The following is a 13,496-nucleotide window of genomic DNA, read 5'->3' as shown; positions in this document are numbered from 1 at the left end:
TCAGACAGCTCCCATTTTCGATCGCGTCTAGAACGACCTTGGATTGTTTGCGGCGTGGGTGTGAATCTTACGGATACTCCACTCGACCGCGTCACGCATGGTCTTGCCCAGGGCGACATCGAAAGCTGTGACCAAGTCTTCAGTTTGATCACTGGCGGCAACGACGTTTTCCTGGAACGAGCTGGATGCGATGATCTTGTCCTCAAACTCATCGATGATCTTGATGTTCATCCGAACCTCGACCCGCACGGTCGAGGAATTGTCGGTCTCGCTTACGACTATACCTTGGAATTCGCGCAGGTCGGGAACAACAACATAGTCTGCTCTTAGGCCAACAGTTGATCTGCCGACGGCGGCCACTTTGCCGCTGTTTTCAAAACTCTCAACTAACAAAGTTTGAACGATCAGCGGCGCGCGATCTACCCATCGGGCCCTAGATAAGTACTGCACCTGCAAGGGGGTGGGCTGAATTGCGATCTGATCCGTGTTGACTGCGGCAGTCGCCGAAGGCTCTTCGACAACGATCTGCCTTTGGACGCGCGGCAGGGACGAGGAAAAGGTGCTTTTTGGTGTCAAAAGATAAAGATCGTTTGGCTTGGATGCCTGCTGAAGCGTGCCCAGCCCGGTGCAACCGGCCAACGAAACGATCGCCAGAGCGGTAAGAAATGACCTGATCATTGGCGAAACTCCGATGCTTGGGTCCCCAGTAAGAAGCGAGCGGGGTCCCGTTCGACCCTGTCCACCAACCGATCCAAGCTGACGACCAAACGCTGAGACTCTTCGATGAAGCGCGTGAATTGGGGCAAGCCAACTCGCAAAAAGTCGGACAGTTGACGCCGGTTGTCCTGCACGATTCCGTCGATGGTTCCTAAAAGTTCCGAGGCGGATTGTGACGCACTTAAGATATCGTCTGAGATTTCGTCCAAACGCTCGGTGACGTTGGTAACGGTCGAAGCCACCTGATTGGCCGCATTTCGGATATCTGCCATCACCTGACCGACATCCTCGTCAATTATGCGATTGGCCGAGTCAAATGCGCGTTCCGCCGAGGTCAGAGTTTTCTGAGCGGTATCCATCGCACCCGTAACGGAGCCCAGTGTCTCGTTCGCGTTGAGGAATGTTTCCGTCACCGTCGCCAGCGCCACAGAGCCTTCGTTAGAAAGACCGGTCAGATTTTCGGCCAGGGTCGACGCCCGGTCAAGAAACGGTTTGAGGTCCTGTTGAATGACCCGGTCAGCGGACTCGATGGTGGTTTTCGCGCTTTGCAGGGTCTCAGTTGCCGATTCAGACGCGGTTTTCACGCTGTTAAGCGTATCCGTTCCCGTCGTCAGAGTGGTTTCCGCAGTATCGGCGAGTTCATCCAGACGTTTCGAGAATGCCGAAATTTCTTTGGCGGCGCCACCAAGGTCCGAGGAAAGTGATTCAAAGTCTGAAAGTGTCTTGTCCAACCGGCCCGTTGCCTGTGCCACGTTTTCCAGAATATCCGATACGGCCGCACGGTTTTTCTCATCCACGATCTTGTTGACGTCCTCAAGCAGTGTGATCGCTTTTTCCAGCAGCAGCGGCGCGCCTTCGAACAAGGATTGAATCGCACTTCGCTTGCTTTTGATCAGGCTGTCTTGCGGAAGATGTTCTGCAGTCGGAGAGCCCCCCGTTAGTTCCACGTAACTGACTCCTGTGACTCCCAGCGACTGAAGTTGCGCAATTGTTTCGTTCGTGACAGGGATTTCTGCGTCAATTTCAATGCGGACCCGCACTTTGGATGGGTCTTCTTCATCCAGATCCAACGAGATCACCTGACCTACGGGAAGACCATTGAAACTGACCCCGCCGGCCGCCGACAGGCCCGATACGTTGTCGAATAGCACGTCGTAGTAGGCGTATTGGCGCGACACTTCGAATTTTGCCAGCCACAGGAAGAACCCAAACGCTCCGAGAATACCCGCAAGGGTAAATGCGCCGATCAGGATATAGTTCGCTCGGGTTTCCATAACGTCTACCTGTCTTGCCCCTTCTCTTGCGCAGCACGCGCGCGGGGGCCCGTAAAGTATTCCTGAACCCAAGGATGATCGACTTTGGTCATTTCTTCAATCGGGCCTTCAACAAGCACGCGTTTTTCTGCAAGAACTGCGACGCGATCGCAAATGGCATAGAGGCTGTCCAGATCATGTGTGACCATAAATACCGTTAAGCCGAGCGCGTGTTGCAATTCGCCGATCAATTCGTCATAGGCCGCGGCACCAATGGGATCCAGACCGGCTGTCGGTTCATCAAGAAAAACGATTTCCGGGTCCAGCGCGAGCGCTCGTGCAAGTGCAGCGCGTTTACGCATCCCCCCCGACAGTTCGGACGGAAATTTGCCGCAGCTCAATTGCGGCAGCCCTACCAGACTGATTTTTAGCCCACCAAGCGCGGTCATCAGGCTTTCGCTCAGCCCTGTATGTTCTCGCATCGGGGCCATCACGTTTTGAAGGACGGTCAGCGACGAAAAGAGCGCGCCGTCCTGAAACGCCACCCCCCAACGTTGTTCGATACGCTGTCGTTCCTGTTCGGGGCCGTTCAAAACGTCGACCCCCAGCACGTCGATGCTGCCGGCTGCCGGTTTGTTCAGCCCGACGATTGTACGCAACAGAACCGATTTGCCCGTGCCAGAGCCTCCGACGATGCCCAGAACCTCGCCGCGCCAGACATCTAGGTTTAGATCCTGATGTACAACTTGCGGGCCGAATTGATTGGTCAGATTGCGAACGCGAATTACGGCCTCGCGTTTTGTGTCGGTCTTTGCGGTATTCTCAAGGGGTGTCCCGTCCATTTCAGACCCCCATGACAGAGAAAAAGATTGAAAACAGGGCGTCCAGCGCAATGACCATGAAGATGGATTGAACGACCGAAGCGGTCGTGCGCTGCCCAACGCTCTGGGCCGAGCCTTTGACCTGCATTGCCTGCCAACAGGCGACGACACCGATGACCAGCGCAAAGAATGGCGCTTTGATCATCCCAATGGCAAAGTGCCAGATGCCGGTGTTCTCCTTCAGCCGGGTCGCAAACATCCCTGGGCTGACGTCAAGGTCGATCCAGCTCATCAACCCTCCGCCAAACAGGGCGGCCATGTCAGCTATGAAGCCCAGGATCGGCAGCATGATCAGTAGGGCGACAACGCGAGGGATCACCAGTACTTCGATGGGATCCAACCCCAAGGTTCGCATCGCGTCAATCTCTTCCTGCACTTTCATCGAACCTATCGAGGCCGTGAATGCCGATCCAGACCGACCCGCCACAATAATGGCCGTCAGCAGAATGCCCAATTCCCGCAGGACTGAGATTGAGATCAGTTCGACGACAAAAATTTCGGCGCCAAACTGCTTGAGCTGCGTTGCGCCTTGAAAAGCCAGAACAACGCCGATCAGAAAACCCATCAAGGCCACAATCGGGATCGCCTTGAATCCGACCTCCTCCATCTGCGACACCAATGCGGCACGGCGCAGCCGGCGCGGCATCAGGACAGTTCTGAACAGCCGATGTAAGGTCAGGCCCAGAAACCCCAGAATCGACAGGCTGTCGTTCCAGCCTCCAACAGTGCGTTTGCCAATACTCTCAACCCAGTCCGCAAAGGTGCGATGATGTGCTGCGACACCCGGTTCGTCGGGGATGTTTTTGGAAACCGTGTCAATCAGGTCGGAATATGCAGGTGTCACACCCTGAAACTGAACATCTGCCCCCGTTGCCTGAACACGGCGCGCAAGGTCGGCGACAAGCCAGGCGCCGCCGGTGTCCAGGGCCTGCACATTCGTCAAATCCAGTACGACCGAGGTCCCGTCAGGTTTGAAAGAAGAAAAAGCGTTTTCAACGCTGCTGAGTGACTGCGTCACCAATTCACCTGATACCTTGAGGTAAACGCCGTCGGCGTTCCAGTCAGATTGAATCGCTGGTTGTGTCATGGGCGTATGTGATGTGAAACCGCGTTGCGCTGCAATGCATTTTTGCAGGCCATCCGGGGAATGTGGCTTAACAACAGCGCGTTCGCGTCGGTTCCTTTGGCCTTGTTTGTCAGGGCCATGAGCTTGCTTAGGGCCGGGCAAGGGGCGTTTGGATCTCCGCGCGACAATCTTGTTGCCCGCGACCGCGAACCAAGACAGAGTTTGCCCGGACCCACGTCTACGGAATCATGGAGAATGGAATGCGGCGCGCGGGAAATGTCCTGTTCATCATCATAGATCAATTGCGGGCCGATTGTCTGAACGGAGCGTTGGCCGCGCATGTCGACTTGCCGAACCTGCGGGAGTTCATGACGGATGCCGTTACATTTGACCGCCATTATTCCGTGACGAATCCGTGCGGACCGTCCAGAGCGTCGATTTTGACAGGCCAATACGCGATGAACCATCGTTCAGTGCGCAATGGAACGCCTTTGCGGCATGACACATCAAACATTGCCACCGAGGTGCGAAAGGCTGGGTACGTGCCGTTGCTGTTCGGCTATACCGACACTACGGCAGACCCAAGGGTTCACGACCCCAATGACCCGATCTTGCGATCCTATGAAAACCCGATGTCCGGGTTCGAAGAAGTTGTCGAAATGCGGTTGGAGGAATCTTACCCTTGGCGATCCCATCTTTTGCAAAAGGGATATGAATTCGACGATTACTGGGACGTCCATAAACCCGTAGCCCCAGACGCAAGCAAAGCCCGCCTTAATGACCCAGCCATGTACGCGGCCCAAGACAGCGATACTGCATTCCTGACAGACGTATTCCTGAACAGCATGGCGTCGCGCGTAGGTGAGGGTTGGTTCGCACACTTGACCTATATCCGACCACATCCGCCGCTGGTGGCCCCCGCGCCTTATAACGACATGTATGATCCGACGGCTTTGCCCCGGCCTGTTGGCTTTGCCGACGCAGACAGCGAGCGGGCTTTGCATCCTTTCTTTGGGCCGACGATGGCCAAACAGACGCCTGCCGATTTTGTTTTGGGTTTTGACCAGGTTGACCCGACACCCGAGAACATCCAGACGCTAAGAGCCGTGTACCTGGGGCTGGCTACCGAGGTGGATCATCACGTGGGTCGTGTTCTCCGGTTTCTCAAGGACAGCGGCCAGTACGACGACACTTTGGTAGTCATCACTGCCGATCACGGTGAGATGCTGGGGGACCGACATAGTTGGGGCAAAATGACTGTCTATGATGCGGCCTACCACACGCCTCTGATGATCCGCTTACCTGGAAATCAGGCTCGGGCAGGCGCGGTTGTATCAGAACCAACCGAGTCCATAGATATCACCCCAACCATTCTGGAATGGGTTGGACAAACGATCCCAAACTCGATGGACGGGCGATCCCTTATGCCGGTCCTGCACGGGCAGGTCCCGGATGATTGGCGCAGCTATACGTTCAGCGAATTGGATTTTTCCCAACCAGAAAGACCAACCATCTGGCAGAGAGAACTGGGAACCGGCCACAGCGACTCATGCCTTGGAATACTGCGCGACGCCCGGTTTACACTGGTTGAATTCGCCGCGGACGTGGCGCCCATGCTGTTTGATCACGCTGCTCAGGGAGAGATGGAGAACGTCGCTGAAAAGCCAGAATACGGGACTGAACTTGCACGCCTGACGCGCCTTATGTTGCGCCATCGGATGCGAAATATGGACCATACTTTGTCCCTTCACTCGATCACGCCAGATGGGCCTATGTCGAAAGACCGGTTTTGAAGTTCACCCAACCTGTCACGCCGAACCCCCCTACACCTGCGATAATTCCGGTGTTACGCATGAGGGGTGCGGAGGGCGGATTTGAACATTACTGAAGAACAGATCAAGACTATGACAACCGCGGGCCTTAACCTGATTGGGCAGGGTTTGTCTATTTATGACAATCAGTTACGGCTGGTTGTCAGCAATCGCCCGTTCCAGGCCATGTTTAACCTGCCTGATCACCTTGTCGAACCCGGTTCGCTGTTTCGCGATACAATCCAATACCTTGCTAAAAACGGCGAGTATGGAGATGACGCCAGTGTCGTGGAAATTGTCGAAACGCGCGTCGCTCAGGCCCTGACATTCGAGCCGCATTACCTGGAGCGGGTACGTTCTAACGGTCAGGTTATTTCCGTTGAAGGCGCCCCATTGCCAAATGGCGGCTGGGTGGCCGTTTATACAGACATAACCAATACTAAACAGGCTGAGGCATTGCTGCGTGCCCGATCGGTTGAGCTGTCCAGTCAGCTTCTGGACCGCGCCGAAGAGCTGTCCGCAACCAATCGAAAACTGGCGGCGACAAACGCAGCTTTGGAAGAGGCCAAGCGTCAGTTGACCGAGATCGAAGCCCGCACGCGCATGACGACCGAGATGATGCCAGCTCATATCGCGCATTTGGATGCCGAGGGGCGGTACGATTATTCCAACCGACGGCTTAATTCCGTCATGCCCGGACGCCCATCCGAGATTTTGGGAATGCATATCGAACGGGCATTGGGCGCGGCCTCTTACGCGCGTGTCCAGCCGCACCTGAAAAAAGCCTATGAGGGTGAAACCTCGGTTTTTGAATTCACCGAAGATCAGGGATCCAGACGTATCCGCGTGTCCTTTACGCCAGACAGTGTGGGCGGCGTCTATGTCATGTCAGTCGACATTACCGAAGAGACACAGGCGCGGGTTGCTCTGCAGCAGACACGCAGACGGGCCATGGCCGCACAAATGACAAGCGGGCTGGCGCATGACTTTTCCAACCTGTTGACAATCATCCTTGGAATGCAATCCCGGTTGGACAAGATGGATCTGCCGGAACCTGCGCGCGAATTGGTGGCAGCGACACAACAGACTGCCCGGCGGGGTGGGCAACTGCTCAACCGTATCGCCGATATGACGGGTAGCCGGACACCTCAGCCAAAGGCGACCGATATGCGTGGTTTGCTGGAAGACCTGCGCATTCTGGCGTCACCTTCTTTGCCGCGAGGGGTCGGTTTGTCGGTGGTAAACACTCTTCCGGACGAAGCTTTGATGCTGGATCCCGGAATGCTGCAGGATGCGCTACTGAATCTTGTTCTCAATGCTAGAGATGCGTGTGGCGAAACGGGTCAGATTACGATCAGCGCCCATACAGTGGGTTCGATTTGGGTCGAAGTCACAGTGTCGGACACTGGTCCGGGGTTCTCTGCCGATGCCTTGAAGAAAGCATTGAACCCGTTTTTTACCACCAAGGGCAGCGAAGGGTCAGGCCTGGGTTTGCCGATGGTGTATGACACGGTGAAACTGGCCGGTGGTGATCTGAACTTGCGCAATACTCCGTCGGGGGCTTCGGTTGTTTTGCGATTGCCCTATCGACCGGCGCCACCTGTTCAGGAAGGTATGGTTCTTTTGGTCGAAGACAGTGACGACCTGCGCAGTCAGTTCCGTGACATGCTGGTTGATCTTGGTTTTTCGGTGATCGAGGCGACATCGGTGGATGAAGCCCTGGCGCTTGCGTCAGATATCGAGGATATCGTGCTGGTGCTTTCTGATATCCGTCTTGAAGGGGAAGGCACCGGGTTGGATTTTCTGGATCGGTTAAAGGCCAAGTTGCCATGTATCCTGATGACGTCCTTACCTTACTCCGACCCCTTGCATCGAAAGGCGCTGACGCTTGCGCCGGTTCTGCGTAAACCCTTTACGAGGGCTCAATTGTCCGCCCTGATCCGCGCGGAGGCTGCGTGATGACTCAACCTTTGGTAACCATCGTCGATGACGAACCTGAAATCCGCCGGATTTTAACTGATGCGCTCGAAGATGCGGGATTCAAGACACAAAGTTTTTCACGGGCCCGCGAATTTGAGGCATCGCTGAAGCGTGTCACGCCGGATGTCTGTCTTGTGGATTTGTCCTTGCCCGATACCGATGGCCTTGCGTTGGTTCACAGGCTTGCGCTGGAACAGGGTGCGGCGGTGATTATCATTTCCGGCCGTGCGCAAGTGCAGGACCGGGTAACAGGGCTGGAGCTTGGCGCGGATGACTATATCACCAAGCCCTTTGATCCGGCAGAAGTCGTTGCACGCGTCCGGGCAAGGCTGCGGTCGCCACGGTCCCAAGTCACACAGTCGGACGCAGCACGGTTTAACGGATGGACGGCTTATTTCGACCGCTACATCCTTGAGAATAAGGCCGGGCAAGAGACACCGTTCAGTCACGCCGAGGGTGAGGTTTTGCGGCTGTTTCTGGAAAGCCCAAAAAGGCTGATAAGCCGCGCCCAAATGCAAGAAGCGTTAGGCGGAGCGGCGGGTGAAAGTTTTGACAGGGCGATGGATGTCAGAATTTCCCGTTTGCGTACAAAGTTGGGTGAAGACCCAAAAAACCCTCGCCTGATCAAGACAATCTATGGTGCCGGCTACATATTCCTTGGGGATGTGGATTGGCTGTAGCGCGGCGGGCGATGGTCTTGAAACTTGCAGAAAGACCAATCGTCTTGCTGCGTATGTCACCGTAAAATCGGCCTGGTTTGGGATTGCTCACTCGCGCAGAGCCTGATCCCTGATCTTGATCACGGGCTGAACAATATATTCCCAAACGGTCTTTTTCCCTAAAAGGATGTCAACTTCTGCAATCATACCGGGAATGATCTCAATCGACACTCCGTTTGCATCCAAAAACGACTGCCGCGTTTTAATTTCAACAACGAAGACTTCTTCGTCATCCCGTTCAGACCGGGAAATAGTGCTGGCGCCGATCCTGGTTATGTTTCCGTCCAAAGCGCCGTATCGAGCGAAATCATAAGCGGTAATCTTAACCTTTACGGGTTGCCCGGCGTATAGAAATGCAATGTCTTTTGGGGGTACATAAGCTTCAACAAGAAGCGTGTCGTCCAATGGAACAATTTCAATAAGCTCTTCCCCACCGCGCGCTAGGCCGCCAATTGTCGTGCGGTGCACTCGGTTCACGATTCCTCGAACAGGAGATTTTATCTGCGCGCGGTCTGCACGGTCTTCAAGGGCTGGAATGACGGGTTTCAAAGCCGCAAGTTCTGCCGTGGTGACCGCAAGGTCTGTCAAAGCGGCGCTGCGGAACCGAATTCGCGTTGCGCGAATTCGATCGTCGATTTCTTCAAGACCGGTCTGCAACCGATTTGTTACAGCCTCCGCACGGGTTTTTCTGCCCGACCATTCCGCCTCGCTGCGCCTAAGGGTCAACAGAGTAGTCGCTGGCTCCATTTTCCTTTTCACCAACGGTGTCATGATGGCACGTTCTTCGGCCAATACCCTGAGCGTTTCTTCTGCGGTGACTTGATCGACAAGGCCCTCTTCGAATTCCCGCTGTCGCTGCAATCGCTGCCGTTCAAGAATGGCAATTTCGGAACGAAGTTCGGTTTGGCGACCGTGATAGAGAGCTGTCTCAGATTTAACCACGTCCGGCGCGCCCTCGATCAGGTTCGTGGCAAAGACCAGATCTCCCCCGTCGATTTCAACTTGCAACCTGTGAGCGCGTGCAATCAGACCAAAGGCACGCTGCTGTTCCTGTTTGAGTTCGCTGTCAATCTGTGTGGTGTCAAACTCCATCAATAGGGTGTCTTTTTCTACCACTTGGCCTTCCAGAACGTGCAGTGACCTGAGAACACCTGTCTCCGTCGCCTCAATTCTCTGGACGTCACCCGAAGGCACGATCCGCCCATCTACCCTAGTCACGTCATCCAGTTCTGTCAGGTACGCCCACAGCCCCGCTGTGACGAGACACGCCACGATGAGCAACAGCAACATTGAACTACGCAAAGGTGCCCGTCCGCGCATTTCCATGGCCAGTGTTGCGAGGTCAGGATGCCGCGGCATTCAGTTTCCTTCCGGTTGGACGCAGGTGTTGGGTCAGGATGCTTTTGGGGCCATCGGCTGAAATCCGTCCGTTTTCGATTACAATCACGCGATCAACAAGAGCGAGAAGACTGGTGCGATGCGTGACGATCACCATGGTCGTATCCGCCGTTTCTTGTTTCAGGCGTTCAATGACTTCGGACTCTGTCTTTACGTCCATGGCGCTTGTCGGTTCGTCGAACAGAAGAACCGGTGGTCGCCCAATCAACGCGCGCGCAAGGGCTATGGCCTGCCGTTGACCACCAGACAATCCTTCACCGCGTTCGGAAAGTTGCATGTCGTAGCCCGCAGCAGTTCGGGCGGCAAAATCGTCTACTCCCGCGATCCGCCCGGCCTCGACTATTTCCTGATCACGAGCCCTGTTTGCGCCAGCAGCTATGTTGTCGCGTATTGATCCAGAAAACAGCCAGATGTCTTGTAGAACAGACCCTATGTTCCTTCTGAGATCGCCAGGGTCAATCTGACGGATGTCCACGCCGTCTAATGATACCGAGCCAGAGCTAGGTTGATAAAGCCCTAGCATCAGGCGCGCGATCGTGCTTTTTCCGGACCCTATTGGGCCGAGAATGGCAACCTTTTCTCCGGGTTGGACATCAAATGAAATGCCTGACAGTGTCTCATCCAGTTGATCAGAATACGAAAATCTTACACCCTTAAACGAAATGCGACCTTGGATATCGGGACGGCTGATCCAACCATGCCCCATGGGGCGTTCGCTTTCCGCATCCATCAAAGTCTTCAGACTGCGATACGCACTTCTCGCCTGGTTTGCGCGGGTCAAAGTCTGAGCGAGTTGGCCAAGTGGCGCAAGCGCCCGCCCCGTCAACATCACACATGCAACTAACGCGCCCATGCTGGTTTGACCGTCGGTAATTAGGAAAACGCCATAAAAGACGATCAACACTTGAGCGGCTTGTTGTGTGAAACCCGTTAAGTTCAAAGCGAATTGCGTAATCGTTCGACTGCGCATCCCATGGGTGGATTGCCTGTCCATGGCAGCGTCCCATCGTGATCGCATCTGTCTTGCTGCGGCCGTCGTTTTGATGGTTTCGAGCCCGGAAACCGTTTCGATCAGAACCGATTGCTTTGATTGCCCGTCGGCAAAACTTTTTTTGGCCAGCCGCGCCAGCAACGGTTGTACCACCAGTCCAGTAGCCAGCACAACGGGGACCGCCAGAGCTGGAATAATGGCAAGTGGGCCGCCAATCGCGTGGATGACGAAGATAAACAAGACGATAAATGGCAGATCGACGACGGCAACAAGAGTGGCGGACGTAAAGAACTCTCGCAGTGTTTCGAATTCTCTGACGGTATTTGCCATGGCGCCTGAAGAACCAGTGCGGGACTTCATGCGAATGTTCAGCAACTGATCGAAGACGCGCCGCCCTATGAGAAGATCGGCCTTTTTTCCGGCCCTATCAATAAATCCGGCTCTTAAAATTTTCAGACAAAAGTCAAAGCCAAGCAAACTGAAACCGAACTCCGCGTTTTCACCACAATCCCGCTTTGGTTTGGGGCGGGGCATCAGGTCATCCTGGTGTTGGCGCCAGTAGTGGCACAGGGTGATTTGGTATGATGCTTCAGTTCGAAAGAGTGGTTGCAACGGGGAGCGCAGCGCTCGATTCAGGTATCGGCGATACGGCTTTAAAAACATTTAACGGTGACACGTACCTGTACAGCGTTACCGGTTCCGGCGGCGGTGTTGCTGTCTGGAAGCTGTCGGAGGGCATTATTCCGCAACTGACAGACACTGTTTATTTCAGCGGAGCTTTGGTTACGACCGCGGGGCGTATGGGGTTCCCTGTTTCCTTGGCCGGAGAGGATCAATTGATCCTGAGCGTCAGATACGCATCCGGTCTGGTTGGTTATGCGATGAACCCGAATGGAACGCTGGGACAGTTACATGAAAGCAGTGGCATTGTTGGCGGTGGCAACCTGTCTGCAGTCGCGCAGGTGCCGACGTCTTTTGGCGACGTCTTGGTTTTGGCACAGAAAGACATTGGGCAAGTCGCGACGTACTCAGTTGATGCGCAAGGGGATTTGCAACTTGTTCAAATGGTCTCAGCCGCCGCAGATTCGATGCAGACGGTCACGATTGGGGCAAACCACGTTGTCGTCGCGTCCGATTCAACCTCAAGTTCCGTAAAGACATTTAGCGTGGATGACACGACCGGTGGTCTCAGTGCAGTCGACAATAGCGAGGTCTTGGCGACACTGGGAATTGCAGTACCGACTAAGATCGAGGTCGTTCAGGCCTATAACCAGTCCTGGGTGATCGTGGCTGGGTCGGAGAGCAACTCGCTGAGTGTGATGAAGCTGACCAGCGATGGACGCCTAGGCCCTACAGACCATGTCTTGGATTCCCGGCACACGCGGTTCGAAACTGTTCAGGACATTTCCGTTGTCAATGTAGATGGGCACGTGTTTGTCGTGGCAGGGGGTGGGGATGACGGGGTCTCGTTATTCACCCTGATTCCGAACGGGCAATTTGTCTATCTGGACAGCTTTGCGGATACGGTAGAAAGCGGTCTGCAAAATGTCGAAGCGTTGAGTCTTGCGCATGTCGGGGATGAGTTGCAGGTGCTTGTCTCTTCGCAACAGGATGCTGGGTTAACACAACTGTCCGTTGATCTGCCGGATTTGGGTGCGGTGCGCAAAGGGTTTGGAACCGTCCATGGCACAGCCGGGGCGGACAAGCTGAGCGGCGGCATTCTGGACACAGAATTGTTGGGGGGCGCGGGAGACGACATTCTGATAGCGGGCACCGGATCGACGACCATGACCGGCGGGTCAGGTGCGGATATCTTTGTCATGCAATTCGGAAGCGATCCCACGACAATTACCGATTTTCAAGCTGGTCTTGATCGTCTTGATATGTACGATTTCCCACTTCTTCGAACTCCGGGGCAACTGACGTTCACTTCTACGCATCATGGCGCCAGGATCGGTTACCTTAACGAAAAGGTCGAGTTGATCTCTGCGTCGGGGGGCGGATTGACAGCGGATCAAGTCTTTGGTGCGGGCTTTGGCGGGCCTGACCACATACCAGTCGATTTCGGAGATTTCGGCGGTCTAGACCCCGGAAGCTCGGACGGTGTTCTGGGGTCCGTCACCATTAATTCCCAAACCGAAAACCCCGCATTGGGACAGGCTGAAGTCAGGTTTTCTCTGGATGGCGGCGGCACGGTCAGTGTGCGCACGGATGAGGATGGACGGTTTGATTTGGGTTTGCCGCCTGGAGTGTTCTCGGGCGACCTGGATATCGTAAAGACCTATTCCACGGCGAGTTCAGATATTAATGCGTTGGACGCATTGCAGGTCTTGCGAATGTCCGTCGGGTTGAACCCGACATGGGGAGCTCCAGCACCGGAAAACATCATTGCTGCCGACATAACCCGGGATGGAACAGTCAATGCGCTAGATGCCCTGGCCATTTTGCAAACAGCCGTTGGTCAAACGTCCCAGCACAAGCCTCAATGGGTGTTTCTGGATGATGACGCGGACCTTTCGGGTATTACCAGATCGAATGTCGACTACGAGACAGGCGTGGGTGTCATGATTGATGGCGGCGGTTTCGTGACGGATATGACATCTATCTTGCTTGGTAATCTGGAGCCTGTTTGAACAGTCGTAACGCTAAGGCAAGTCAAAATGCTGTCCCGACTTCGTGC

10 protein-coding genes are annotated in these 13,496 nt (G+C 54.9%); 4 read left to right on the top strand and 6 right to left on the bottom strand.

Going from position 1 to position 13,496, the window contains the following annotated elements:
* Window positions 1-27: 27 nt before the first annotated feature.
* The 4 genes from GOV87_RS15500 to GOV87_RS15485 are packed head-to-tail and all read right to left on the bottom strand — an operon-like array spanning window position 28 to window position 3,938.
* Window positions 28-678 (bottom strand): ABC-type transport auxiliary lipoprotein family protein, encoded by a 651-nt coding sequence (locus tag GOV87_RS15500; RefSeq protein WP_171123408.1) that lies wholly within the window; start codon window positions 676-678, stop codon window positions 28-30.
* Window positions 675-1,991, bottom strand: coding sequence for an MlaD family protein (locus tag GOV87_RS15495; RefSeq protein ID WP_171212397.1), 1,317 nt, complete (start codon window positions 1,989-1,991; stop codon window positions 675-677). Before GOV87_RS15495 ends, GOV87_RS15500 begins: the two co-directional genes overlap by 4 nt.
* Before the next feature lie 5 nt (window positions 1,992-1,996).
* Window positions 1,997-2,812, bottom strand: coding sequence for an ABC transporter ATP-binding protein (locus tag GOV87_RS15490; protein ID WP_171123405.1), 816 nt, complete (start codon window positions 2,810-2,812; stop codon window positions 1,997-1,999).
* 1 nt (window position 2,813) lies between these two features.
* Entirely contained in the window at window positions 2,814-3,938 is a 1,125-nt protein-coding gene (locus GOV87_RS15485; protein WP_171212396.1) for an ABC transporter permease, read from the bottom strand.
* Between the two features lie 239 nt (window positions 3,939-4,177).
* On the opposite strand from GOV87_RS15485, the gene GOV87_RS15480 reads away from it, so the two are divergent.
* From GOV87_RS15480 to GOV87_RS15470, 3 genes are all read left to right on the top strand, one after another.
* Complete coding sequence (locus GOV87_RS15480) at window positions 4,178-5,710, top strand: sulfatase-like hydrolase/transferase (protein ID WP_171212395.1); 1,533 nt, start codon at window positions 4,178-4,180, stop codon at window positions 5,708-5,710.
* 111 nt (window positions 5,711-5,821) lie between these two features.
* Entirely contained in the window at window positions 5,822-7,687 is a 1,866-nt protein-coding gene (locus tag GOV87_RS15475) for a PAS-domain containing protein (RefSeq protein ID WP_371813525.1), read from the top strand.
* On the top strand, window positions 7,687-8,388 hold the full coding sequence (locus GOV87_RS15470; RefSeq protein ID WP_171212393.1) for a response regulator transcription factor: 702 nt from the start codon (window positions 7,687-7,689) through the stop codon (window positions 8,386-8,388). Before GOV87_RS15475 ends, GOV87_RS15470 begins: the two co-directional genes overlap by 1 nt.
* Before the next feature lie 87 nt (window positions 8,389-8,475).
* Here GOV87_RS15470 and GOV87_RS15465 read toward each other — a convergent pair whose 3' ends face one another.
* Both GOV87_RS15465 and GOV87_RS15460 read right to left on the bottom strand, forming a co-directional pair.
* A complete protein-coding gene (locus GOV87_RS15465; RefSeq protein WP_171212392.1) occupies window positions 8,476-9,786 on the bottom strand; it encodes an HlyD family type I secretion periplasmic adaptor subunit in 1,311 nt (436 codons plus the stop codon).
* Window positions 9,770-11,350 carry an ATP-binding cassette domain-containing protein gene (locus GOV87_RS15460; RefSeq protein ID WP_254447387.1) on the bottom strand — a complete coding sequence of 527 codons (1,581 nt, stop codon included), beginning with the start codon at window positions 11,348-11,350 and terminating at the stop codon, window positions 9,770-9,772. Before GOV87_RS15460 ends, GOV87_RS15465 begins: the two co-directional genes overlap by 17 nt.
* Window positions 11,351-11,397: 47 nt before the next feature.
* Here GOV87_RS15460 and GOV87_RS15455 point away from each other — a divergent pair, with 47 nt between their 5' ends.
* Complete coding sequence (locus tag GOV87_RS15455; protein WP_171212390.1) at window positions 11,398-13,449, top strand: beta-propeller fold lactonase family protein; 2,052 nt, start codon at window positions 11,398-11,400, stop codon at window positions 13,447-13,449.
* Window positions 13,450-13,496 lie beyond the last annotated feature (47 nt).

Source organism: Ruegeria sp. HKCCA5426 (genome assembly GCF_013034585.1).
GTDB lineage: Bacteria > Pseudomonadota > Alphaproteobacteria > Rhodobacterales > Rhodobacteraceae > Ruegeria.
Note: the sequence above shows the minus strand (reverse complement) of the source record. Positions and strands in the feature narration are given on the sequence as shown.